The organism is Buchananella sp. 14KM1171, from assembly GCF_041380365.1.
In the GTDB taxonomy this organism is placed as follows: Bacteria; Actinomycetota; Actinomycetes; order Actinomycetales; family Actinomycetaceae; genus Buchananella; species Buchananella felis.
This window is the reverse complement of the sequence record NZ_CP159981.1, coordinates 2,109,896-2,133,560: the sequence shown is the minus strand read 5'-3', so window position 1 is coordinate 2,133,560 and position 23,665 is coordinate 2,109,896. Positions and strand designations below refer to the sequence as shown.

The 23,665-nt window shown below is 67.7% G+C and carries 23 protein-coding genes; 11 read left to right on the top strand and 12 right to left on the bottom strand.

Annotated elements, in window-relative coordinates; genetic code table 11:
- Positions 1-76: 76 nt before the first annotated feature.
- Positions 77-970 (bottom strand): 4-hydroxy-tetrahydrodipicolinate synthase, encoded by an 894-nt coding sequence (dapA, locus tag ABYF38_RS08260; protein ID WP_371151907.1) that lies wholly within the window; start codon positions 968-970, stop codon positions 77-79.
- A 221-nt stretch (positions 971-1,191) separates the two neighbouring features.
- Between dapA and ABYF38_RS08255 the strand changes: the two genes are divergently transcribed.
- On the top strand, positions 1,192-1,800 hold the full coding sequence (locus tag ABYF38_RS08255; RefSeq protein WP_371151906.1) for a GNAT family N-acetyltransferase: 609 nt from the start codon (positions 1,192-1,194) through the stop codon (positions 1,798-1,800).
- Positions 1,801-1,936: 136 nt separating this feature from the next.
- Here ABYF38_RS08255 and ABYF38_RS08250 read toward each other — a convergent pair whose 3' ends face one another.
- Together ABYF38_RS08250 and ABYF38_RS08245 are read right to left on the bottom strand one after the other, a co-directional pair.
- Positions 1,937-2,629 (bottom strand): endonuclease III domain-containing protein, encoded by a 693-nt coding sequence (locus tag ABYF38_RS08250; RefSeq protein ID WP_371151905.1) that lies wholly within the window; start codon positions 2,627-2,629, stop codon positions 1,937-1,939.
- Between the two features lie 14 nt (positions 2,630-2,643).
- Positions 2,644-4,275, bottom strand: coding sequence for a hypothetical protein (locus tag ABYF38_RS08245; protein WP_371151904.1), 1,632 nt, complete (start codon positions 4,273-4,275; stop codon positions 2,644-2,646).
- 276 nt (positions 4,276-4,551) lie between these two features.
- On the opposite strand from ABYF38_RS08245, the gene ABYF38_RS08240 reads away from it, so the two are divergent.
- The 7 genes from ABYF38_RS08240 to ABYF38_RS08210 all read left to right on the top strand — a co-directional run bounded on the left by ABYF38_RS08240 (position 4,552) and on the right by ABYF38_RS08210 (position 10,642).
- The gene (locus tag ABYF38_RS08240; RefSeq protein ID WP_371151903.1) at positions 4,552-4,851 is read left to right on the top strand and encodes a WXG100 family type VII secretion target; all 300 of its coding nucleotides are present in this window, start codon (positions 4,552-4,554) and stop codon (positions 4,849-4,851) included.
- 82 nt (positions 4,852-4,933) lie between these two features.
- Positions 4,934-5,290 (top strand): hypothetical protein, encoded by a 357-nt coding sequence (locus ABYF38_RS08235; RefSeq protein WP_371151902.1) that lies wholly within the window; start codon positions 4,934-4,936, stop codon positions 5,288-5,290.
- Positions 5,291-5,573: 283 nt separating this feature from the next.
- Positions 5,574-6,911, top strand: a complete 1,338-nt coding sequence (locus tag ABYF38_RS08230) for a glycohydrolase toxin TNT-related protein (RefSeq protein ID WP_371151901.1) — start codon at positions 5,574-5,576, stop codon at positions 6,909-6,911.
- 820 nt (positions 6,912-7,731) lie between these two features.
- A complete protein-coding gene (locus ABYF38_RS08225) occupies positions 7,732-8,031 on the top strand; it encodes a WXG100 family type VII secretion target (protein ID WP_371151900.1) in 300 nt (99 codons plus the stop codon).
- A 156-nt stretch (positions 8,032-8,187) separates the two neighbouring features.
- Entirely contained in the window at positions 8,188-8,490 is a 303-nt protein-coding gene (locus ABYF38_RS08220; protein ID WP_371151899.1) for a hypothetical protein, read from the top strand.
- 125 nt (positions 8,491-8,615) lie between these two features.
- A complete protein-coding gene (locus ABYF38_RS08215; protein ID WP_371151898.1) occupies positions 8,616-10,112 on the top strand; it encodes a glycohydrolase toxin TNT-related protein in 1,497 nt (498 codons plus the stop codon).
- A complete protein-coding gene (locus ABYF38_RS08210) occupies positions 10,106-10,642 on the top strand; it encodes an Imm61 family immunity protein (RefSeq protein WP_371151897.1) in 537 nt (178 codons plus the stop codon). The genes ABYF38_RS08215 and ABYF38_RS08210 overlap by 7 nt, the downstream gene beginning before the upstream one ends.
- A gap of 55 nt (positions 10,643-10,697) precedes the next feature.
- Here ABYF38_RS08210 and dapB read toward each other — a convergent pair whose 3' ends face one another.
- The 3 genes from dapB to ABYF38_RS08195 form a co-directional block, all read right to left on the bottom strand.
- Positions 10,698-11,444 (bottom strand): 4-hydroxy-tetrahydrodipicolinate reductase, encoded by a 747-nt coding sequence (gene dapB / locus ABYF38_RS08205; protein WP_371151896.1) that lies wholly within the window; start codon positions 11,442-11,444, stop codon positions 10,698-10,700.
- A gap of 125 nt (positions 11,445-11,569) precedes the next feature.
- The gene (locus ABYF38_RS08200; protein ID WP_371151895.1) at positions 11,570-13,000 is read right to left on the bottom strand and encodes a M16 family metallopeptidase; all 1,431 of its coding nucleotides are present in this window, start codon (positions 12,998-13,000) and stop codon (positions 11,570-11,572) included.
- A gap of 305 nt (positions 13,001-13,305) precedes the next feature.
- Positions 13,306-15,636, bottom strand: coding sequence for a polyribonucleotide nucleotidyltransferase (locus ABYF38_RS08195; protein WP_371151894.1), 2,331 nt, complete (start codon positions 15,634-15,636; stop codon positions 13,306-13,308).
- 441 nt (positions 15,637-16,077) lie between these two features.
- Between ABYF38_RS08195 and ABYF38_RS08190 the strand changes: the two genes are divergently transcribed.
- Positions 16,078-17,064: an aldo/keto reductase gene (locus ABYF38_RS08190; RefSeq protein WP_371151893.1), complete on the top strand. Its 987-nt coding sequence runs from the start codon at positions 16,078-16,080 to the stop codon at positions 17,062-17,064.
- Positions 17,065-17,278: 214 nt separating this feature from the next.
- Here the strand turns inward: ABYF38_RS08190 and ABYF38_RS08185 are convergent, their stop codons facing one another.
- Both ABYF38_RS08185 and rpsO read right to left on the bottom strand, forming a co-directional pair.
- Entirely contained in the window at positions 17,279-18,463 is a 1,185-nt protein-coding gene (locus tag ABYF38_RS08185) for an MFS transporter (protein WP_371151892.1), read from the bottom strand.
- Between the two features lie 64 nt (positions 18,464-18,527).
- A complete protein-coding gene (rpsO, locus tag ABYF38_RS08180) occupies positions 18,528-18,797 on the bottom strand; it encodes a 30S ribosomal protein S15 (protein ID WP_371151891.1) in 270 nt (89 codons plus the stop codon).
- Positions 18,798-18,970: 173 nt separating this feature from the next.
- Here rpsO and ABYF38_RS08175 point away from each other — a divergent pair, with 173 nt between their 5' ends.
- The gene (locus ABYF38_RS08175) at positions 18,971-19,456 is read left to right on the top strand and encodes a GNAT family N-acetyltransferase (protein WP_371151890.1); all 486 of its coding nucleotides are present in this window, start codon (positions 18,971-18,973) and stop codon (positions 19,454-19,456) included.
- 108 nt (positions 19,457-19,564) lie between these two features.
- On the opposite strand, the gene ABYF38_RS08170 is transcribed toward ABYF38_RS08175, so the two are convergent.
- Genes ABYF38_RS08170 through rbfA form a run of 4 tightly spaced genes read right to left on the bottom strand, consistent with a single transcriptional unit; the run spans position 19,565 to position 22,577 of the window.
- Entirely contained in the window at positions 19,565-20,563 is a 999-nt protein-coding gene (locus ABYF38_RS08170; protein WP_371151889.1) for a bifunctional riboflavin kinase/FAD synthetase, read from the bottom strand.
- A 16-nt stretch (positions 20,564-20,579) separates the two neighbouring features.
- A complete protein-coding gene (locus tag ABYF38_RS08165) occupies positions 20,580-20,804 on the bottom strand; it encodes a hypothetical protein (RefSeq protein ID WP_371151888.1) in 225 nt (74 codons plus the stop codon).
- A gap of 18 nt (positions 20,805-20,822) precedes the next feature.
- Positions 20,823-22,001: a tRNA pseudouridine(55) synthase TruB gene (gene truB / locus ABYF38_RS08160; protein ID WP_371151887.1), complete on the bottom strand. Its 1,179-nt coding sequence runs from the start codon at positions 21,999-22,001 to the stop codon at positions 20,823-20,825.
- Positions 22,002-22,577: a 30S ribosome-binding factor RbfA gene (gene rbfA / locus ABYF38_RS08155; RefSeq protein ID WP_371151886.1), complete on the bottom strand. Its 576-nt coding sequence runs from the start codon at positions 22,575-22,577 to the stop codon at positions 22,002-22,004. It lies immediately after the preceding gene.
- 86 nt (positions 22,578-22,663) lie between these two features.
- On the opposite strand from rbfA, the gene rarD reads away from it, so the two are divergent.
- On the top strand, positions 22,664-23,590 hold the full coding sequence (gene rarD, locus ABYF38_RS08150; protein ID WP_371151885.1) for an EamA family transporter RarD: 927 nt from the start codon (positions 22,664-22,666) through the stop codon (positions 23,588-23,590).
- Positions 23,591-23,665: the final 75 nt, after the last annotated feature.

The window sequence follows — 23,665 nt, the reverse complement described above, 5'->3', positions numbered from 1 at the left end:
CGGTACTAGCGGCGGTCCTGGCCGGCGACGTCGGCCACCCACCCCAAGCCGAGCTGCGGCCGGAGCGCGCGGCGGCCTAGAGCATGGAGTGGGCGCGCAGGACGTCGGCCAGGTTGTCCACGTCCGCCTGGGGGGCCTCCACCAGCGGCAGGCGCAGCGTGGGGGTGGGCAGGATGCCCTGCAGGTGGAGGGCGTGCTTGGCCATGACGGCGCCCTGGCCGGTGCCCATCACGGCGGCCACGACGTCGCGCAGGTCGCGGGCCACGGCCCGCGCTCCGGCCAGGTCGCCGCCGTCCACCAGGGAGACCAGCTGCTTGTACTGGGCGGCGGCCACGTGCCCCACCACGGAGACCATGCCGGCGGCGCCGTGGGCCAGCCAAGCGAAGTTCAGGCCGTCGTCGCCGGAGTAGTACTCCAGGCCGGTGCGGGCGATCGCGTCGAAGCCGTGGGCCACGTTGCCGGTGGCGTCCTTGACGGCCAGCACCGGCTCCAGGGCGGCCAGGCGGTCCAGGGTCGCATCCTCCAAGCGCACGCCGGTACGGCCGGGGATGTCGTAGAGCATGGCGGGCAGCTCGGCGGCCTCGATGACGGCGCGCATGTGCCGGTAGACGCCCTCCTGGCTGGGGCGGTTGTAGTAGGGCGGCAGCACCAGCACACCGTGGGCGCCGCTGCGCTTGGCCCCTTTTGCGATGCGCACCGCGTGGGCCGTGTCGTTGGAGCCCGCGCCGGCGGTGATGAAGGCCTGGGAGCCGACCTCGTCCACGACTGCCGCCACCAGTTCGTCCTTCTCCGGCTGGTGGGTGGTGGGCGATTCGCCCGTGGTGCCGTTCAGGACGATGCCATCGCAGCCCTGGTCCACTAGGTGGCGAGCTAGGCGGCGAGCGGTGGGGATGTCCACCGAGCCGTCGGCGTGGAACGGCGTAACCATGGCGACGATGACGGAACCGAAAACGCGCTTTAGCTCACTCATAGTTGCACCCTAATGCGAGCGAGCTCACCTGCCCACATTCCGATTCCTTTGTTTCAAAAGGCGGACGGACGGGGGTGTGGGGCTGGGTGAGGGCCCGCGCGTTTTCGCCCCGCCGCGCGCTCACCGTCCGGCCGGTCACCATTTGGGCGACCACAGTTCGCGCACCGTCCTCGCCCCGGCCCGCGCTGTGCCCACCGGCCCAGGCATTTAGGGTGGGTGCCATGCAAACCGCCTCGCGCTACGTGCGCCCCGCCCTCGCCTCAGATCTGCCCGCGCTGGCCCGCCTTCACGCCGCCTACGTGGACTGGCTGGGACGCGCGGCCAGCGATACCGCAGCGCCTTGGGTTTTGGCCGACGACGCCCCTGCCGCCTCCCCCACTTCCCCGGCCGCTGCGAGCGCCGCCGTGGAGGCCAGCCTGGCGGGCCTGAGCGCGGCGCGCGCGGCGAGCGCGCGCGGCGCCCACCTGTTGGCGGCCGTGGAGGACGAGGCCCCGGTGGGGTTCGTGTTGAGCGTGCCAGTACAGTCGCCGGAGGCGGAGCAGGTGACGCCGCAGGGGCTGGAGCTGGCCGCCTCGGCCAGCGCGGAGCTGGCCTACCTGGTGGTGGCGCCCGGGGCCGGGGAAGGCCACGGCGAACGTTTACTGGCTGCGTTGGCGGATGTGTGCCGCGATGAGTCGCACACGGCCCTGCGCGCTTGGGTGCCCACGGTGGACCAGCGGCTCACCGAGCTGCTCACCGACTCCGGCTTTGCACCGGCCGGGGTGGAGGTGCAGTTGGACGCCGGCGCAGGCGCCCCCATCAAGGCCCGCCTCTACGCCACCACCCTCTAGGGCCGCGCGCGTCCCGGCGGCTTCCCTTCCGCCGAAACCTGTCCAACCCCGCCGGGCCTTGTCCAAACGCGCCGGGCCTTGTCCAACCCCCGCGAGACTTGTCCTTAGCGGGCCTTCTAAGGACAAGTTTCGGCGCCTATTGACAAGTTTCGGCGCGCGCTGCTTGGGCCCCATCCCGCGCCGCCGCCCCAGCCACGGCGGTCGTGAGGCTTCCGGCGGCAAGCAGCGGGTAGGCCACCTCCCAGCCGCCCAGGACGCGCGCCAGCTTGCCGCCGTCCACGATCAGTCCGTGGAAGCGCGCCAGCTCCGCTGCGGTGAAACCGGCCTCGGCCACCAGCGGGTCCAGGGCGCGCTTGGCCGCGCCGTAGCTGGGGTAGTGCCCGAATCCTGCGGCGGCCAGCAGGCGGCGGGCGTAGAGGTCGTAGATGAACACGGGCCGGTCGTAGACGTAGACCAGCAGGTCATCGGCCGTCTCCTCCCCGATCCCCCGCACCGCAAGCAGCTCGCGGCGCAGCAGCCCGGCCTCCAGGCGCTGGGCTTCCGGGTCGCGCTCCTGGAACCAGCACGCCAGCGCCTTCAGATAGCCGGTCTTGGCCTTCCAGAATCCGGCCGGGCGGATCAGGGCGGCCAGGTGGGCGTCGTCGGCCAACAAGAGGCGCTGCGGCGTCAGTAATCCCGCCGCGTCCAGGTTCGCGATCGCGGCGGACGCGTTGGCCCAGTTCGTGTTCTGGGTGAGCACGGCCCCGGCGGCGATCTCGAAGCGCGTGCGGCCGGGCCACCAGTGCCCGCTCGGCACCTGGGCGGAAAGCAGCTCGAACAGCGCCCGCATGGCCGGCGCGGGCCCTACTTCCAGAAGTCCACCCCGCGCAGCTCCACCGGGTGTTGCTCGGAGGTGACCTGAACCGACGTGATGGTCTGGCCCGCCACTGCCTCCGGCAGCTCCACACGCACGGTGCCCAGCAGGTAGACGCCGTTGTCCAGATCGGAGGCACGGTTGACCACCGCCTGGTCCGTGGCCTCCACGCCGAACTCGAACTCGCTGCCGTCCTTGAGACCCAGACGCACCCTCAGCGCGGTGCCAGGCCCGTCGTAGGTGCCAGAGGGCGCAACGTGCAACGCCACGCCCTTGGCTCCCGCCACCTCCAGCTCGGCCTTGGCGTCGGTCAGGTAGTTCACCGGGGTGACGATCTGCACCACGCCGTTCTCCGGTGCCGGGCAGGCGTTGTCCACCGCGACCGGGCTCATCGGGTCCGGGTTCACGCACTCGACGGCACTCTGCCCGGAGACCGCCTTGAAGTCGCCCGGCTGCAGGCTCACCAGCGCGCCGGGCGTGTGGGCCAGCCAGCGCGCCTGCAGGCCGGCAACGGTGGCGGGCAGCTTGTGGGCGGCGCTGACCGGCAGCGTCGTCTCCGCGCCACGCACGGTGGCACCCAACCAGTCGGTGGCAACCTCGATCATGACGCGCTCGTGCTCGGCGGCGTCGGGGCAGTCGCGCTCGTCGCAGCCGATGCGATCATCGGTGCCGGCCGTAGAGGCGGTGCGGTTTACCCACATGTGCCCCAGGCCGGGCACGGCCACCACGGCGGCCGGCTGGGTGCGGGCCTTGTCCAGGTAGTGCCCCACCCACAGGTTGGCCGACGTGCCCACGTCCGCGTCCGCCTCCCCCACCAGGGCCAGGTAGGCGACGTCGGCCGGAGCGGGCGTGATGCTGGCCAGGTCAAAGGTGTCGTAGGCCGGGCCGTAGGCGAAAGCGCCCTTGACGTTGCCCTCCCCGAACAGCTCGATGGCCGGCTCGATCAGCGTGCCCGAGCGCGAGTGCAGCACCAGCCCCACCCGGGTCAGGTCCACCGGTGCGGCCAGCTCGGTGCCTAGCGTCTCCTTGGCGGCGTCCTCATTCAGGGCGCCCACCAGCTGCCCGACCGCGTCCTTCCACATCTGGTTCTGGTCGTAGGGATCGGTGACGTCCGCGCCCACGAACACCCCGCCCAGGTCCGGGATCACCACGGCGTAGCCCTGTGCGGCCAGCGCCTCACCCAGGTAGACCATGCCGCGGTCGTAGCGGTTTTCCTGCGCCCCGTCCGCGCACGGGTAGGCGAACGTGGTGTCGGTGCAGTTGGGGGCGCGCAGGTGGCTGACCACCACCAGCGGCGTGGGAGCGTCGGCCTGCTTGGGCACGATCACCTGCCCGCGCAGCGGGGCGCTGTAGTCACCGGCCAGGACGTTGCCCAGGTCCACCTCCACCACCGTCGACTTGCCGTCGGCGCTGTCACTCGCCTTGGGGGCGGCCACCTCGCGGTCTGCCGGGGCGTGCGGGCCGTCCTGCTCCATCGGCATATCGATTTCGCCCGCCGTCTCCGAGGGCCCCGCCTGACCGCCCGCGCCCGTGTTCGAGCATGCGCCCAACCCAAACAGAGCCGTCGCGGCCGTCAGGGCCAGGCCCGCGCGTACCCACGTCTTCTTCGCCAAGGTGTTCACTTCCGTTTCTAGCCGTTGCGCGGCCACGTTGTGCGCCGCCGGGAACAGCCTACGGTGCGAACCTGGGGCGCACCTTAAACCGCAGCCCGAGTGGCCGGTGCGCGCCGCCTGCGCCCGCTGCGGTCGCTTTGCTGGCCGACGGCCGGGCCGCAGCGATCGGTGGCCGGGGTTGTCCACCGCTGTGTCCCGAACTGGTTGTGGGTTGGGGATGGTGTGGTTAGGGTTCTTATCGCTAGTGAGCGTGGGTGCTCTAGTAGAGAGGGAAGGTTGGTTGTTATGGCTAACGCCTATGGTTACACGCCCGAAGAGATGCGTCGTATTGGTAGCCAGTTGGTCTCCATCAAGGCAGAGATCGACGGCAAGGTCCAAGAAGCCCTGGCCGCCGTCAACGGCCTGATCGGTTCTGGTTTCACCACCCAGGCCGCTTCTGGCGCCTACTCCGAACAATTCCAGCAGCTCTCTACCGGGTTGAAGCAGGTCAACGAGAGCATGGAGCCCCTGGGTAACTTCCTGACCCAGTACGCAAACGCGGTTGTGGACATGGACACCCAGATGAGTGCTTCCCTGCGCGGCTAATTCACTGTTTGGCTCTGCCAGCCTCGGGGGCACGCGCGTTATTCGTGTCCCCGGGGCTGGCCTAGTTCAAAGCGAAGGGAGGGTGGTTTTGCAGTCCATCAGGGTTGATGTTGGCGCGCTAGGCACGATTGGGGCCTCGGCTAAGACGATCGCTTTGGAGTTTGAGGGTGCCAACACGAACTCCAACACCATTGCCGGTGCTGTGGGGCATGGGGGTTTGAGTCAGACCGTGCGCGGTTTTGCCCATGACTGGGACGACAAGCGCCAAAAGTTCATCGACGCCCTCAAAGCCTTCTCCGACGCCTCCCTGGCCGTGGCCCATGGGTGGATCAACTTCGACCAAGACGGCGCCAACACCCTCAACGGCCAAACCCCAACCAGCGCCGGTGGTGGGGCTGGTGCCACCGGCGGTGCGCGCCAAACAGCCGCAATCGCCTAAAGCGATGAGGGGATTAGTTGTCTATGAGTGCGCGTCCCTCTGATTGGAGTGCTCTGGGGTTGGGTGGTGATCCGACTCCGGGGGATCCGGTGGTGGTGCGTGATGGCGCAACCCGGTATCGGGGTGTGGCTGATGCGATCAAGCGTTGCGCCGACAACCTGCGGACGCTGGAAGCTGGGGCAAGCTCGCGGGCCGAGAGTGTCACCGCGCTACTAGAGCAGCGCGACACCCTGCTCGATGGGATCGGCAAGGCCGAGGGGCGTTATCGCGCGGCCGGGAGGCATTGGAGACGTATTCGGCGGCGCTGGACCGGGTACAGGCTGACACGCTGAATGCTTTGTATGCGGCCAGGCAGGCCAAGTGGGAACGCGATGAGGCCCGCGACAACCAGCACTACTACCAAGACCTGGCCGACGACTACGCGAGTACCGACGATGAGGGCGGCTATGGACATGACCAGCAGGTGCGTTACACGCGGTTAGCTAATAGTGCTGGACAGGATGCGGCGGCCGCTCAGGAGCGGATTGATAATCAGGTCCGGGTGGTCCAGGCCGCTGTGGCGGACCGGGATCGGGCCGCGCAGACGGCAATTGATGCGATCCAGGGTGTTACCGCCACCGATGGGCTCAATGACGGCTGGTGGGAGGACTATGGCGCTAAGGTCCTGGGTTGGATCGCTGACATAGCCGAATGGGTGGCCAATATTGCGGGCATCTTGGCCCTGGTCTTGTGCTGGGTTCCTGTACTAGGACAGGCACTAGCGGTTATCGCTGGGATCGCTGGGATCGTGGCGGCGGTGGCGAACATCGGCCTGGCCTTGGGTGGGGAGAAGACTTGGCGCGAGGCCCTATGGTCCGTGGGCTTTGCTGCCCTGGGCTGCATCGGCCTAGGCGGCCTGCGCGGTGCGGTTTCGTCTCTGAAGGCCCTGAAGGGTTTTGGTGGGGCGCTCAACGCTGCTGGTGGACTGAAGGGCGCGTTCTTAACCTTTGGCCGTGGAGCCGTCAAGGCAGTAAACACGGGCGCGAGCAAGATCTATGCTGCCGGCAAGACAGCATGGACAGCAACCTCAAAAGCGTTGAACAATGCCGCCGGACGAGTACGCGCTGCTGCGAACACAAGGCATCTCTATGTCAGGGGCAAGACCCTCCGCCCTGGAGCCACCGGACGTGACCTACTAAGAACGCGTGCCCCATTTGGGAAACACGAAGGCAGACGAATCAAGAGCGCAGAAGAATGGGCAAGCATCCACGCCCCCAACGGCAAAGAGATCTACGGCCCAGCCGCTGTCGAAGGAACCGAACGAACATTGTCCATGTCTGAATATGTGGAGGAATTTGGCCACGTCATCGACAGGATTGGTGGAGAGTACGGCGATTGGTTTTCCCCAGTCAAGGACGGTAAGGTCTACAGCTTCGAAGCTCGCGCACTTCGCGAAGCAAGCAAAGACCTACCCTACAACCAGCTCACATTCCCTCAGGAACTGCCAGACTTGCAAGTACACGTCTCTCAGGCGGCACCCAACCTTGGCCACCCCGGCGGCGCAATTCAATTGAACTTCGCCGACTCCACCGGAATACTTTCAATGAAGCAACTGAGAAGACTGGGGGTATCAAATTGGTAGATTTCTCGTTTTCAAAACAGTTCACAGATTTAGTGACGTCTGAGCGCCTAAAAGGGCAAATCAGGGAAGGCGATGACGAATACATAGTCTGGACTCCGAGCAGCGTGACTCACGTGGTCAAATGGCAGGATGAAGGATATTGCCATGGAACCTACGAGCGCACGCCACCTCCATCTTTTAGACTGTGCGCAAAAGATTTGACGCTAATTGAGCGGAATCTAGTCGCCGCGCTATGCGATGAGTTCAGATCAGCCGCACAGCTTCCCCTATTTGACGCCTACCACATGGCGCGGAGCGTCAAGGCAGGGTTCGAACCAGTTAGGTTGGATGACCTCCATTACACTCTCCGCGACACCGCTACAGATTACCTGTATCCAATGCGTATAACGGAAGGCTCGAATGAGCCATTAGAGCCTACCTATTTGTCTCATATCGTCACCGTTCCCATCGAGGACCTTTTTGCGGCCTACATGGACCCGAATGGCGCTCCCCTGTTCTCAGAGTTCATCGAGAAGCGCCCACCCCGGTGAGAGACAGCCAAGCCCACGCATCACGTCCCTGCTGTGGCGCGCCGGGGCAGAGCAATCAGATCTCGATGAGGCTCTCCAGGCCGCCGGTCGGTCGGGTGGTCGCCGGTTTGGATCGTTTGGTCCTGCAGGTGTTGGCCCCCGTTTGACTAGCGCCGGGTGGTGGGGTGGTCGGTGCCTCGCGGTGTGTCCACCGTGGTGTGCCGAACTGGTTGTGGGTTGGGGATGGTGTGGTTAGGGTTCTTATCGCCAGTGAGCGTGGGTGCTCTAGTAGAGAGAGAAGGTTGGTTGTTATGGCTAACGCCTATGGTTACACGCCCGAAGAGATGCGTCGTATTGGTAGCCAGTTGGTCTCCATCAAGGCCGAGATCGACGGCAAGGTCCAAGAAGCCCTGGCCGCCGTTAACGGCCTGATCGGTTCTGGTTTCACCACCCAGGCCGCTTCTGGCGCCTACTCCGAACAATTCCAGCAGCTCTCTAACGGGTTGAAGCAGGTCAACGAGAGCATGGAGCCCCTGGGTAACTTCCTGACCCAGTACGCCAACGCGGTTGTGGACATGGACACCCAGATGAGTGCTTCCCTGCGCGGCTGATTCACTGTTTGGCTCTGCCAGCCTCGGGGGCACGCGCGCGTTATTCGTGTCCCCGGGGCTGGCCTAGTTCAAAGCTAAGGGAGGGTGGTTTTGCAGTCCATCAGGGTTGATGTTGGCGCGCTAGGCACGGTTGGGGCCTCGGCTAGGACGATTGCTTTGGAGTTTGAGGGCGCCAACACGAACTCCAACACCATTGCCGGTGCTGTGGGGCATGGGGGTTTGAGTCAGACCGTGCGCGGTTTTGCCCATGACTGGGACGACAAACGCCAAAAGTTCATCGACGCCCTCAAAGCCTTCTCCGAGGCCTCGCTGGCCGTGGCTGACGCCTGGATCAAGTTCGACCAAGACGGCGCCAACACCCTAAACGGCCAAGGCTCTACCGGAGGCGGTAGCGCTGGCGCCGCTGGTGGCGCCACTGGTGGCGGGACTAGCACCCACCCAACAACCTCGATCGCCTAAAGTCCTGAAGGGATTAGTTGTCTATGAGTGCGCGGCCTTCTGACTGGAGCGCCCTAGGATTAGGGGCTGATCCCACCCCGGGGGATGCGGTGGTGGTGCGTGATGGCGCCACCCGGTATCGGGGTGTGGCTGATGCGATCAAGCGTTGCGCCGACAGCCTGCGCACCCTGGAGGCTGGGGCAAGCTCGCGGGCCGAGAGTGTCACGGCGCTGCTTGAGCAGCGCGACACCCTGATCGATGGGATCGGCAAGGCCGAGGGGCGTTACCGCGCGGCCGGGGACGCGCTAGAAACGTACTCGGCGGCGTTGGACCGGGTGCAAACCGACACGCTGAATGCTTTGTATGCGGCTAGGCAGGCTAAGTGGGAGCGCGATGAGGCCCGCGACAACCAGCGCTACTACCAGGACCTGGCCGACGACTACGCGGGTATCGACGATGAGGGCGGCTATGGGCATGACCAGCAGGTGCGTTACACGCGGTTAGCTAACAGTGCTGGACAGGATGCGGCGGCCGCTCAGGAGCGGATTGATAATCAGGTCCGGGTGGTTGAAAACGCTGTCCGGGAGCGTGACTTAGCCGCGCAGACCGCTATTGATGCCATCCAGGGTGTTACCGCCACCGATGGGCTCAATGACGGCTGGTGGGAGGACTATGGCGCTAAGGTCCTGGGCTGGATCGCCACCATCGCCGAATGGGTCGCCGCCATCGCCGGCATCCTAGCCCTGGCCCTGTGCTGGGTACCTGTACTAGGCCAAGCACTAGCAGTCATCGCCGGCATCGCTGGACTCGTCGCCGCACTAGCCAACATCGGCCTAGCCATCGGCGGGGAAAAGACCTGGGGCGAAGCCCTCCTCTCCATCGCCTACGCCGGCCTAGGCTGCATCGGCCTAGGCGGCCTGCGCGGTGCGGTTTCGTCTTTGAAGGCACTGAAGGGTTTTGGTGGGGCACTCAAAGCTGCTGGTGGGATGAAGGGCGCGTTCTTGACCTTTGGGCGTGGGGCTGTCAAGGCGGTAAACACGGGCGCGAGCAAGATCTATGCTGCCGGCAAGACAGCATGGACAGCAACGTCAAAAGCGTTGAACAATGCCGCCGGACGAGTACGCGCTGCTGTGAACACAAGGCATCTCTATGTCAGGGGCAAGACCCTCCGCCCTGGAGCCACCGGACGTGACCTATTAAGAACGCGTGCCCCATTTGGGAAACATGAGGGCAGACGAATCAAGAGCGCAGAAGAATGGGCAAGCATCCACGCCCCCAACGGCGAAACTATCTACGGCCCAGCCGCTGTCGAAGGAACCGAACGAACATTGTCCATGTCTGATTACGTGGAGGAATTTGGCCACGTCATCGACAGGATTGGCAAGAAAACAGGTAAATGGTTCTCTCCAGTCAAGGACGGCAAGGTCTACAGCTTCGAAGCTCGCGCAGTTGAAGAAGCATGCAAGGACCTACCCTACAACCAGCTCGCATTCCCTCAGGAACTGCCAGACTTGCAAGTACGCATCTCCCAGGCGGCACCCAACCTTGGCCACCCCGGCGGCGCAATACAGCTGCAATTAATTCAGAACGGCAAAGAAGTTTCCATGGCAGATCTAATCGATCTAGGGGTATCAAAATGGTAGAATTTGCATTCTCTAACACTTTCATAAGCCTAGTAACTTCCAGCCAGATCAAGGGCCGGATCGTAGAGCATGATGACCGCTACGAAATTGTGACCCCAGTTAGCGCAACCCATGTTGTCAAACTAGAGGACGGGGAATATTGCCTAGGGAGTTATGAGCGCGCCGACCCACCCTCCTTCACGCTCTACACCACCGACTTAGCACTCGCCGAACGGTATGTAGTATCCGCACTTTGCGACGACCACAGGGAAGATCTTCACTTCCCATCACTAGACTTCTACACCATGGCCCGGAAAATTAAGCCCGGCTTTGAAGCGTTCATGATAAAGGAGCACTACTCAACGCTCCGCGATACACACACCGGTAACTCGTACCCAATCCGCATATACGAGTTTTCGGACAGACCGTTAAAAGCGACCAGACTATCCCATAGCCTCACCGTTCCCATCGAGGAGCTTTTCGCGGCCTACCTGGATCCGAATGGCGCTCCCCTATTCTCAGAATTTATCGAGAAGCGCCCACCCCGGTGAGAGAAAGCTAAGTCCAAGCAGCACGTCCCTGCTGTGGAGCGCCTGGGCAGAGCAATCAGATCTCGATGAGGCTCTCCAGGCCGACGGTCAGACCGCCGCGCCCGGACACGTTGCGCACGGCCAGCAACACGCCGGGCATGTAGCACTCGCGGTCAAAGGTGTCGGTGCGGATGGTGAGCATCTCCCCCGGGTTGCCGAACAGGACCTCCTCGTGGGCCATGAGGCCGCGCAGGCGCACCGCGTGGACCGGGATGCCGTCCACGCGCGCTCCGCGCGCGCCGTCCGGGTCGGTCTCGGTGGCGTCGGGTACCGCGCCCAGGCCGGCCTGGGCGCGGGCCGTGGCAATCGCGCGCGCGGTGGCCGCAGCGGTGCCGCTGGGGGCGTCCACCTTGGCGGGGTGGTGCAGCTCGATCACCTCTGCGGACTCGAAGAAGCGCGCCGCCTTCGCGGCGAACTGCATGGCCAGCACTGCGGAGAGCGCGAAGTTCGGGGCAATCAGCACGGAGCGCTCGGGTAGGCGCTCCAGGTGCTCGGCCACGCGGGCACGGGAGGCGTCATCCCAGCCGGTGGTGCCCACCACCACGTCGGCACCGGCGTCCAGGACGGCGTGCACGTTGCCCTCCGCCACCGACGGCACGGTGAAGTCCACGACCACCTGCGCGCCGCCCAGTGACTCCTTAGTGATCTGGTCCCCGGCGTCCAGACGGGCCACCAGCTCCATGTCGGGCGCGCCCTCCACGGCGCGGCAAACGGTAGACCCCATGCGCCCGGCGGCGCCCAACACGGCAACGGCGATAGTCATGGCCGCCAGCCTAGCGAAGGTGGGGCCAGGGCAGCCCAGAGCGTCCCGACAAATGGGCGCCAGGCCTCCAAACCGCCGCACCGCCTAGTGCTGGCCACCCGCGCCACCCACAAATCACCAACGCCCTAGGCTCGCGCCACCAGCTCTTCCAGGCTTGCCGAGGCCCCCTTGGGCCCCACCAGGGCGAAGGCGCGCGGGGCGGCCCACAGGCGGCTGGCCACCGCAGCAACGTCGGCGGCCGTCACCGCCTCCATGCGCTCCACCATTCGCTCGACCGGGGTGAGGTGTCCATAAACGATCTCGGCGTGCCCAAGCCGGAACATGCGTGCACCGGTGTCCTCCAGGCCTAGCACCAGGGAGCCGCGCAGCTGCCCGCGAGCGCGCGCCATCTCCTCCGCAGTGGGACCCTCGCTGGCCATGGCGTACCACTGCTCGAGCAGGACGGAGGTAACGTCGTGCACCCGGCTCGGGGCGCAACCCGCGTACAGGCCAAAGTGGCCCGAATCGGAGTAGCGCGAATCGTAGGAGTAGGTGGAGTAGGCCCAGCCGCGCTTCTCCCGCACCTCCTGGAACAGGCGCGAGCTCATGCCACCGCCCAGCACCGACAGGAACACGGACATGGGCCAGCGCTGCGCCGTGCCCGCCGCGAACGAGCGCGCCCCCAGCACCAGGTGGGCCTGCTCGACCGGCCGGCGCACGCTGCGCACCTGGCCGCTCTCCAGGGCCGGGGCCTGACCGCCCGAGCGTCGGCCACGGGGCGCCTCCTCCCCCGCCAGCCAGCCGCCGCGTTCCAGGGCGCGCGCCACCAGCTCCACCAGCTGGGCGTGGTTGACCGCGCCCGCCGCCACGACCACCAGCTCCGGGGCGTGGTAGACGCGGTCGTAGTGCTCGCGCACCGACTCCCACGCGATCGCCTTCACCGTCTGCGCCGTGCCTCCCACCGGGCGGGCCAGCTCGCCGCCGTGCTGCGCGGCCGCGCAGAACTCCTCGTGGACCACGTCGGTGGGGTCGTCGGCGGCCATCGCCAGCTCGTCCAGGATCACCTCGCGCTCGCGCGCAAACTCCTGGCGGTCCAGCAGGCAGGAGGTCACCATGTCCCCCAGCACCTCCACCGCCAGCGGCAGGTCCACGCCCAGCACACGCGCGTGGTAGGCGGTGTACTCCTTGCCCGTGGCCGCGTTCAGGTCGCCGCCCACCGCGTCCAGGGTGGCGGCGATCTGCTCTGCGCTGCGCGTGGGCGTGCCCTTGAACAGCAGGTGCTCCAGGAAGTGGGTGGCACCGTGTTCGCCGTCGCGCTCGTCGCGCGAGCCCGCCGCCACCCACATGCCGATTGTCACCGACTGCGCCCCGGGCAGTACCTCGGTGAGCACGCGGGTACCGCCCGGCAGGATGGTGCGCTGCAGCTGCGAGGAGCCGTCCTGGATGGTGAACTCGCTGCCCGCGCCGGTCAGCGGCAGCTCGATCGTGGGCGGGGTGAGCACGCCCCCGCCGGGCTGGACGGAAAGGGAGGGGTCGGACTGGGCGGCCTCGTCGCCGGGCAGAGTGGAAAAACGCACCCCTAGAGTCTATTGGCCCTCCCGCCGGGCGCCTCACCGGAGGCGGCGTTGGTGGCCGACGTCGCACCCGCACCTGTGCGCCCACGCGGCCGGGCAAAGCGGCGGCGCCACACAATCGCGGCGCCACAAAACGGCGGCGCCGCACAATCGCGGCGCCACAAAACGGCGGCGCCACATAACGACGGCGTGGGTGGGCGACGTCGGCCAACAGCGCTCGCGGCCACGCGCGCCGCAACCACGCAACAAGGAAGCGGGGTGGAACCTTTAAGGCTCCACCCCGCTTACCTACTCACCCGTGCGGGAGCTCAGTCCTCGTTGCGGGTCTTGCGGGTGCGCTGACGCGGACGGCGCTGGCGACGCTCGCCGTCGTCCTCGCCGCGCTCGCCACGCTCGGAGCGACGCTCGGCGCGCTCGGCCTCAGCGGCGGCCTCGGCAGCCAGCTGCTCCTCGGAGAGCACCACGTGCAGGGAGAGCTTGCCGCGCGGGTCGATCTCGGCCAGCTCGACCTCAACCTGGTCGCCCACGTTGAGGACCTCCTCCACGGCCTCGACGCGCTTGCCACCGACCAGACGACGAATCTGGGAGATGTGCAGCAGGCCGTCCTTGCCCGGGGCCAGGGAGACGAACGCACCGAAGGTGGTGGTCTTGACCACGGTGCCCACGAAGCGCTCACCGACCTCCGGCATCATCGGGTTAGCGATGGCGTTAATGGCGGCGCGGGCGGCCTCGGCGGAGGCGCCGTCGGTGGCACCGATGTAGACGGTGCCGTCGTCCTCAATGGTGACCTCGGCGCCGGTGTCCTCCTGGATCTGGTTGATCATCTTGCCCTTCGGGCCGATGACCTCACCGATCTTGTCCACCGGGACCTGCAGGGCGATCACGCGCGGAGCGGTGGGAGCCATCTCCTCGGGGGCGTCGATCACGGAGGTCATGGCGTCCAGGATGGACAGGCGGGCGTCGCGGGCCTGCTCCAGGGCGGCGGCCAGCACAGAGGCCGGGATGCCGGTCAGCTTGGTGTCCAGCTGGATGGCGGTGACGAAGTCGCGGGTACCGGCCACCTTGAAGTCCATGTCACCGAAGGCGTCCTCGGCGCCCAGGATGTCGGTGAGTGCGGAGTAGCGGGTCTCGCCGTCGATCTCCTCGCTCATCAGACCCATGGCGATGCCGGCGACGGGGGCGCGCAGCGGCACACCGGCGGCCAGCAGGGACAGGGTGGAGGCGCAAACGGAGCCCATGGAGGTGGAGCCGTTGGAGCCCAGGGCCTCGCTCACCTGGCGGATCGCGTAGGGGAACTCCTCGCGGCTGGGCAGCACGGGCACCAGGGCACGCTCGGCCAGCGCACCGTGGCCGATCTCGCGGCGCTTGGGGGAGCCCACGCGGCCGGTCTCACCGGTGGAGTAGGGCGGGAAGTTGTAGTTGTGCATGTAGCGCTTGCGGGTAACCGGGGTGAGGTTGTCCAGCTGCTGTTCCATGCGCAGCATGTTCAGGGTGGTCACGCCCAGGATCTGGGTCTCGCCACGCTCGAACAGGGCGGAGCCGTGCACGCGGGGCAGCACGTCCACCTCGATGTTGAGGGCACGAATGGTGGTCAGGTTACGACCGTCCATGCGCACGCCCTCGGTGAGGACCTTGCGGCGCACCGCAGCCTTGGTGAAGGAACGGAAGGCGGCCTTGTAGTCCTTGGTCTCCTGCTCGTCCAGCTCACCGAAGGAGGCCAGCACCTCGTCGCGTACGGCGTCGATGGCGTCCTCACGGGCCTGCTTCTCCACGATGGAGATGGCGGGGGCCAGCTTGTCGCCCGTGGCCTCCTTGACGCGCTCGTACTGCTCGTCGGTGTAGTCCAGGAACAGCGGGAACTCGGCCACCGGCTTGGCGGCAACCTTGGCTAGCTCTACCTGGGCTTCGCACAGGACCTTGATGAAGGGCTTAGCGGCCTCCAGGCCCTCGGCCACCACGGTCTCGGTGGGGGCGGGGGCGCCGGCCTGCATGAGCTCCCAGGCGTTGTCGGTGGCCTCGGCCTCCACCATCATGATGGCGACGTCCTGGCCCTGCGCGGTCTCAACCACGCGACCGGCAACAACCATGGAGAACACCGCGCGCTCGAGCTCGCTGAAGCGGGGGAAGGCAACCCACTGGCCGTCGATGAGGGCAATGCGGGTACCGCCGACCGGGCCGGAGAACGGCAGGCCGGAAAGCTGGGTGGACATGGAGGCGGCGTTGATGGCGACCACGTCGTAGGCGTCGTCGGGGTGCACGGACAGCACGGTCTCGACAACCTGGACCTCGTTGCGCAGGCCCTTGACGAAGGAGGGGCGCAGCGGGCGGTCGATCAGACGGGCAGCCAGGATGGCCTCGGTGCCGGGACGGCCCTCGCGGCGGAAGAAGGAGCCGGGGATCTTACCGGCGGCGTACTGACGCTCTTCCACGTCGACGGTGAGGGGGAAGAAGTCGAACTGGTCCTTGGGGTGCTTGCCCACGGTGGTGGCGGACAGCAGGGTGGTTTCTTCGTCGAGCAGGACGACGGCGCTACCGGCGGCCTGGCGGGCCAGCTGGCCGGTCTCGAAGCGGATTACGCGGGTACCAAACGAGCCGTTGTCGATTACGGCTTCGGAGTACGGGAAGTCAGAACCCTCCACGGGTCCCCTTTCTCTTCAGGCAGGAAGCATCCTCCTGGGCCATTTGGCCTCTTGACCACCCCAAGTGGTCGCTCCCTGTGGGCTTTGCCCTTTTCTTGACTCTGTATCCCTTTAATCATCGCGTAGTTTTAGGGCGTTTTCAGCATCTGCCGCACGTGTTGCCCGTCACCTCGCCGTGCCCGACGCTCCTCCCGCCGAAACTTGTCCAACCCCGCCGGGACTTGTCCTCAGCGGCCCCGCTACGGACAAGTTTCAGCGCCCAATGACAAGTTTCGGCGCATGCGCTGGCCCCGCCGCCCCGCCTGCAACCACCGCGCCCGACGCCCCACCCACCACTCCGCCGAACCCCGCCGCCCCGCCTGCAACCACCCCGCCCTCCTTCGCCTCCTCCCCCGCCCCGCTACCGCAGCGCGGCGCAACGCGCCGGCTTAGGGTAGTGGCATGGAACAACGGCGTATGGAACGGCTCGGCATCGACACCACTGTGATCGGTCTGGGCTGCTGGCAGCTGGGCGCGGACTGGGGCGAGGTGAGCGAGGAGCACGCGATGGCAACGCTCCACGCGGCTGCGGACGCCGAGGTCAACTTCTTCGACACGGCCGACGTCTACGGCGATGGTCGCAGCGAGCAGCTTGTGGGCCGGTTCCTGCGTGAGCGCTCCGACGCCTCAATCACCGTGGCCACGAAGATGGGCCGGCGCGCCAACCCGCACGTGGCGCAGGCCTACAACGGGGCTAACTTCCGCGCCTGGAATGACCGTTCCCGCGCCAATCTCGGTGTGGACTGCCTGGACCTTGTGCAGCTGCACTGCCCGCCCACGTCGGTGTTCAGCACCGACGCCGTGTTCGACGAGCTCGACGCTATGGTCGATGAGGGCCGCATGAGGGCTTACGGCGTGTCGGTGGAGACCGTGGCCGAGGCCCTCACCGCCATCGCCCGTCCGAACGTGGCGAGCGTGCAGATCATTCTCAACGCGTTTCGCCGTAAGCCACTGGAGCAGGTGTTGCCCGCCGCTGCGGCGGCCGGGGTGGGGATCATCGCCCGGGTCCCGCTCGCGTCGGGGTTGTTGTCTGGCAAGTACGACGAGTCGACTCAGTTCGCCGCCTCCGACCACCGCTCCTACAACCGCCACGGTGAGGCTTTCGACAAGGGAGAGACGTTCTCTGGCGTGCCTTTCGAGGTCGGGGTGGCGGCGGCGCGGGAGGTGGCAGCGTTGACGCCGCCGGGCGCGACGACCGCGCAGTTCGCGCTGCGGTGGATCGTTGACCAGCCGGGCGTGAGCGTGGTGATTCCCGGCGCACGCAACCCGGAGCAGGCGCGGGCCAATGCGCAGGCGGGGCAGTTGGCGCCGCTGACGACGCCGCAGTTGGACGCGCTGGAGCGCATTTATGACGAGCGCATCCGCGAACACGTCCACGCCAACTGGTAGCGACCCGCCCTCTGCCTGGCGTTTGGGTGGCGCCGCCGCGTTTTCCGTGGCCGACGCTCCGCCCGCCGCCCTGCCTCGCCCAACCTGCCGAGCCTCGCCCACCCCGCCGAAACTTGTCCAAACCCCACGAGACTTGTCCATAGAGGCCCCGCTAAGGACAAGTTTCGGCGCCCAATGACAAGTTTCGGCGCCAGAGCACTCCGCCCCGAGTGGGCTAACGCGGCGCCGGCCTGCCTGCGGAGATTCCCGCCGCGATCTGGGCCAGGGCCAGTGCGCCCATCACCGCAAGGGAGGCCGACCATGTCCCGGTGCGCTCCACTAGGGCGCCCACCAGGACGGGCCCGGCGGCGGCGAAGAGGTAGCCCATCGACTGGGCCATGCCGGACAGGCGGGTGGTCTCTTCCTGGGTGCGCCCGCGCAGGCTGATCAGGGAGAGGGCCACGACCAGGGCGGCGCCGGAGCCGGCGCCGGCCACCACCACCCAGAGGATCGACAGGGCCGGTTGGAGCAGGAGCCCGAACACGCCCACGGCCATGGGAATGGATGAGACCACCGTGGCGGTGACGTGGCTGGTGCCGGGCTTGAGTAGGCGTGGGATCAGCAGGGCGGCGGGCAGGCTGGCCAGTTGGAAGATGAACAGGCTGAGCCCGCCCCAGCGGGCGGAGGCCCCCTGGGCCACGATGATGGTGGGCAGCCAGGTGGCCATGACGTAGAAGGCGATCGACTGCAGCCCCAGGAAGGCGGTGAGCTGCCAGGCCTCGCGGCTGCGCCACACGCTGCCGGCCCCGGCGCTGCGCCGAGCGGGAGCGGGCCGCCCGGCGGCGCGAGTGCGGGGCAGCCACACCACGGCGGTCAGCAGGGCGGGGAGCGCCCACACTGCCAGGGAGGCGCGCCAGCCCAGGGCGTCGGCTAGCGGGACGGCCACGGCCGCAGAGATCGCGGCGGAGATGATGATGCAGGCAGAGTAGACCCCGGTGGCCAGGGAGATGTGGCGGGAGTAGTCCCGCTTTACGAGGGTGGGGACCAGGACGTTGCCGGCCGCGATGGCGGCCCCGAGCAGCAGGGTGCCCAGCCACAGTCCGCCACCGCCCGCGTAGGAGCGCAGCCCGCTGCCGACCACCAGGAGCAGCAGCGCCGCCAGCAGGGTGCGTTCCATCCCGAATCGCCTGGCGGGGGCCGCGATGAGTGGGGAGAACGCGGCGAAGGCGAGCAGGGGCATGGCCCCTAGCAGCCCCAGCCAGCTCTCCGAGAGCTGCGTTGCCACCCCGATCTCTCCGAGCAGGGGCCCCACGGAGGTGAGGACGGGGCGCAGGTTCATCGCTACCAGGAACACCAGGGCGGCGGTCACGGGCGGGAGGGCTAGGGGCTGGTCCAGGTTTGGGCGGGGCTGACGAGTCATAGGCGTTCCAGCCTAAAGCAAAGGAGCCCCGCCAAGGCGGGGCTCCTCACTGCTTGGGATTGCGTTATCGACGCAGGCCCAGGCGCTCGATCAGGGAGCGGTAGCGGTTGATGTCCACAGAGGCCAGGTAGCCCAGGATGCGACGACGCTGACCGACCAGCAGCATGAGGCCGCGGCGAGAGTGGTGGTCGTGCTTGTGGGTCTTGAAGTGCTCGGTCAGGTCCTTGATGCGGCGAGAGAGCAGAGCAACCTGCACCTCGGGGGAACCGGTGTCACCGGGGTGGGTGGCGTACTCTTCGATGATCTGCTTCTTGACCTCAGGAGCCAGGGCCATGGTTGCCTCTTTCTTCTCGTTGCGCGGAGCGCCAGGTATTTCCCTGGGCATCACGTTTCCGCGGCCGGCTTTAACGGCCCCACCAGCCTAGCAGCACTCTCCCCTGGCCAGCTGTGTCCTGCGCGTGAGACCGACCACCCGCTTTGCCTCTGCCCGTCCGTATAGTCGGTGGCATGGCTTTAGAGATCCGCCCCGCTACCCCGGCCGATTTGGACGACGTTCGCTTCATCGGTTTTTCCACGTGGCCGCCCACGTACGGTCCCATTCGCGGTTCGTCGTTCGTGGTCAAGGGCCTGGACGACTGGTGGAGTCCCCAGGCGCTTGCCTATTCGCTGGAGAACGGTTTCATCTTCTTGGCGTTGGACGGTTCTACCCCCGTGGGGGTGGCGGAGTACGGCTTCCTGGAGCAGGGTGTGGTGCTTTGGAAACTCTACGTGCTCCCCTCGTATCAGGGGACGGGGGTGGGTTCCCGGCTCCTGGAGCAGGTGGGCAAGATCGCCTATGGGCGCTCCAGCGACCTGATTACTGAGTGCGAGGCCCGTAACGAGCGGGCGATCGCCTTCTACTCCGCAAAGGGTTTCCAGCAAACTGGGCGTGAGACCAGCAAGTTTGGCGATGCCATCTGGTGGCGCCGGCCCCACCGTGAACTAGATAGTTAGCGGCGGGGCCGCTGTGCTGGCAAGAGCGGCTGACCGCCAAGCACCAACCAGTTGGTTGCGTCCGTTTACTGGGCCGGGCCAGTTGGCTTACCGCCGGGCGCTGACCAGTTAACTGGCCAGGGGCCGGGCCGTCACGTCCGCCGGGTCGATCGGGCCGGGGCGCGGCACGCCAAGGATGGCGGCGGCGCGGGCGACGTCGTCGTGCATCTGGTCAATCAGCGGCTCGATCGCGGTGAAGGTGAGCATGGGACGGATGCGTTCGACCATCTCCACCGCCACTTCCTCGCCGTACAGGTTCAGGTCGGCGCGCCCGAGCACGTGGGCCTCGACGGTGCGGTTGACGTCCTCGAAGGTGGGGTTGGTGCCCACGGAGATTGCGGCGGGCAGGCGCTCGGGGGCGCCGTCGCGCAGGACGCTGGGGCGCACCAGCCAGCCGGCGTAGACGCCGTCCTGGGGCACCTCTCCCACGTGGGCGGCCAGCAGGTTGGCGGTGGGAAAGCCCAAGTCGCGGCCGCGCTGGGCGCCGTCCACCACCACGCCGCGCACGCGGTGCGGCCGGCCCAGCACGCTGGCCACGCCGGCAACGTCGCCCTCGGCGAGCAGCTGGCGCACCCAGGTGGAGCTCCACCGTTTGCCGGCCAGGCCGCACACTTCCTCTTGCACCAGCACCTCGAAGCCCAGCTCCTGCCCCAGCTGGCGCAGGGTGGAGAGCTCGCCGGAGTTGCCGACCCCGAAGCGAACGTCCTGCCCCACCAGGACGGCGCGGGCGCCCAGCAGGTCACGCAGCCAGGTGGAGACGAACTCGCGCGGCCCCTGGGCGGCGAATTCCAGGTTGTAGTCCACCACCAGCACGGCGTCCAGGCCGCTGGCCTCTAGGGCTTCGAGGCGGTCGGCCAGGGAGGTGATGAGGGGCAGCGGCCCCACGTGCACGTGGTGGGGGTGGGGGAAGAACGTCATCGCCACGGCCTTGCAGCCGCGTGCGCGCGCCTGGGCAACCACGGAGGCCAGCAGCTGCTGGTGGCCCAGGTGGACGCCGTCGAAGTTGCCTACCGTGACCACGCTGTTCAGCCCAGCGGGTACCTGCTGCGGGCCGCGCCAAATCTCCATGCGGGTGAGTTAGTCCTTACTTGGCGGCGCGCAGCCCCAGGTTGGCGCGCCCCTCTGCTTCCAGGCCGATCGGGGCGCGGTCGGCTGCGCGCTTGCGCTTGCCGCCGCCTGCGCACTTGCCACCGCAGCCGCAGCCGGTGTGCTTCTGCGCGGGCGCCGCCTCCGGCTGCGCCTGCTGCGGCGTGGTCACGCCGGAGCTGTCGCGGGGAACGCCGAGGCGGGGGCGGGTGGATTCGGTCATGGAAGCTGGGTCCTTTCGTCAGCCCTCAATGTTAGCGGGGAAAACCACGTAGGGCCGGTCGTGGTTTTCCTGCCGGCGTAGCAGGGCCACCGCGCCGCCCGTGCCGATGGCCGCGCCGGGTGCCGGGCCGTCGGCGGCAGGCAGGAACATGCCCTTGCGCAGGGCCTCGGCCTCGGCCTCGTCGACGTGCCGGATGGGGAACTCGGCGGCCACCACCTCGGTGAGGGGGCGCACCGCCAGTCCACTTGGGGCGGGGCCGGCGGCGTCGCGCTCCACCTGGGCGCTGGCCTGCTCCAGGCTGAGGGCGTCTGCCTCGGTGAAGGAGCCCACGCGGGTGCGGCGCAGGCGGGTGAGGTGTCCGGCGCTACCCAGGGCGCGCCCCAGGTCCCGCGCCAGTGCCCGAATGTAGGTGCCGGCCGAGCAGACCACGCGCACGTCTAAGTCCACCACCTGCACTTCCACCGGTACTGGTGTTTCCACCGATGCTTGCACTTCCACCGGCGCTGGTGTTTCCACCGGCGCCTGGCCGGCTTCACCCCCGGGGACGACGTTCCTCCCCTCGCCCTGCCCCACCGGCGCCTGCGCGAGGAGGGCCGTGACGCTGAGCGGGCGCGGGGCGGCGGTCAATTCGAAGGCACTCACGGTGACCGGGCGGGCGGCCAGCTCCACCTCTTGCCCGGCGCGCGCCCGGGCGTAGGAGCGCACCCCGTCCACCTTGATCGCGCTGACCGTGGCGGGCACCTGCATGATCTGGCCGGTCAGGGCGGCCAGCTCGGCCTCCAGGCGGGCCGGATCCACCTCGGCGCAGCCGGGGGCGGAGACCACCTCGCCCTCGGCGTCGTCCGTGGTCGTGGCGATGCCCAGGCGGATGGTGGCCACGTACTCCTTGTCGGTGCCCGTGATGTGGGTGAGCAGACGCGTGGCCGCGCCGATTCCCACCACCAGCACGCCGGTGGCCATCGGGTCCAGGGTGCCGGCGTGGCCCACCTTCTTGGTGGCGGCCAGGCGGCGCACCTTGCCCACCACGTCGTGCGAGGTCAGGCCGGCCGGCTTGTCGATCACCACGCACCCGGCCCGGGCGGGCACCGCCCCCCGGGCTACGCTGGGGCCGCGCAGCTGCCCGCGCGCCCTGCCCTCCCGAGGTTGCGGGTTGGCTCCGCCCGGGGAACCCGGCGCGCCCGTCTGCTCCGGGCTCACTTACTTGGCGTCCTCGCCGCTGGCGGCAGCGTCCTCAGCGCCGGCGGCAACGTCGTCCACCGCACCGGCCTCGTCGTCAAACTCGGCCTCGTCGGCCTCCTCGTCCCACTCCTCGTCATCCCAGTCGGCGTCGTCGTCAAAGTCGTCCTCGACGCGCTCCTTCTTCTCCTTGTAGGGGTTGGCGTCACCGGCGTAGGTGGCACCCTCGGCCAGGCGGGCCACCTCGGCGTCCTTCGCGGCGGCCGCGACCAGCGCGTCCTCCAGGGAGGCGGCGGTCTCCGGCAGGGCGTCGCGCACGAAGGTCAGGGTCGGGGTCAGGCGGATGCCCAGGGCGCGACCCACCTCGGAGCGCAGCATGCCGGTGGCGGACGCCAGCGCCGCGGCCGACGAACCCTCCGCCGGCTCGTCCCCCAGGACGGTGTAGAAGACGGTGGCCTGCTGCAGGTCCCCGGTCACCCTCACCTCGGTGACGGTGACGAAGCCCAGGCGCGGGTCCTTCACCCGCGTGTCCAACAGGCGGGCAACGGTCTCGTGGATGCGGTCGGCCACCTTGCGGGCGCGCGCGTCGTCAGCCATTTCTCTCTCCTCGCTAAAGAATCACTGCCATTAGGGTACGGGCAGGTCGGCGCCGCCGCTCACCCGCCTGGCCCTAGACTTGCGCGGTGCCCACCTCAACGCCCGCGCCGGGACTCGACAGAACCGGCCTTGTCACCATCGTCTCCTGCTACGTGGTGTGGGGGCTCTTTCCCCTCTACTTCCGGCTCCTGAACAGCGCCGGGGCCGGCGAGATCATCGCCTACCGCGCCTCCATGACCCTGCTGACCTGCCTGACGCTCATCGCGCTCTGGCGCGGGGCCGGCCGGCGCCTCCTGGTGGCGCTGCGCTCCCGGCGCACCGTGGGAATGCTCGCCCTGGCCGGCGCGCTGATCGCGGTGAACTGGCTGGTCTACGTCTTCGGGGTCAACACCGGTCGCACCGCCGACGCCGCCATCGGCTACTTCCTCAACCCCCTGGTGACGGTGGCGCTCGGCTACGTGTTCCTGGGCGAGCGCCTACGCCGCCTGCAGCTGGTCTCCCTGGGAGTGGCGGCCGCCGCGGTGGGGCTGCTGGTGTGGGCCTACGGCTCCTTCCCCTGGATCTCCCTGACCCTGGCGTTCTCCTTCGGCTTCTACGGGCTGCTCAAGAAGAAGGTGCGCGCCGACTCCCTGACCGGCCTGACCATCGAGACCGCCGCGATCGTGCCAGCCTGCCTGGCTTACCTGGCGTGGCTGGGCTGGCAGGGGCGGGCCGTGGTCTCCGCTGGCGTGCCGCTGGATTGGGGTGTCTTTGGTCTGCTGGTGCTGACCGGCCCGCTCACCGCCCTGCCGCTGCTCCTGTTCGGGGTGGGCGCCCAGCGCGTCCCACTCACCGTGGTCGGGTTGTCTCAGTACATCGCGCCGACCATGCAGTTCCTGATCGCCCTGCTGGTTTTCCACGAGCCCATGCCGCCCGTGCGCTTCTGGGCGGTCGGACTGGTGTGGGTGGCCGTGTTCATTTTCGTGGCCGACGCCCTCGCCGCCGCCCGCAAGGCCCGCACCCGCGCCGCTTAACCGGTCGACCTAGACCTCGTGCAGCCGACCTAGACCTTGCGTAGCACTCTACGGTCTAGGTCGGCTGCACAAGGT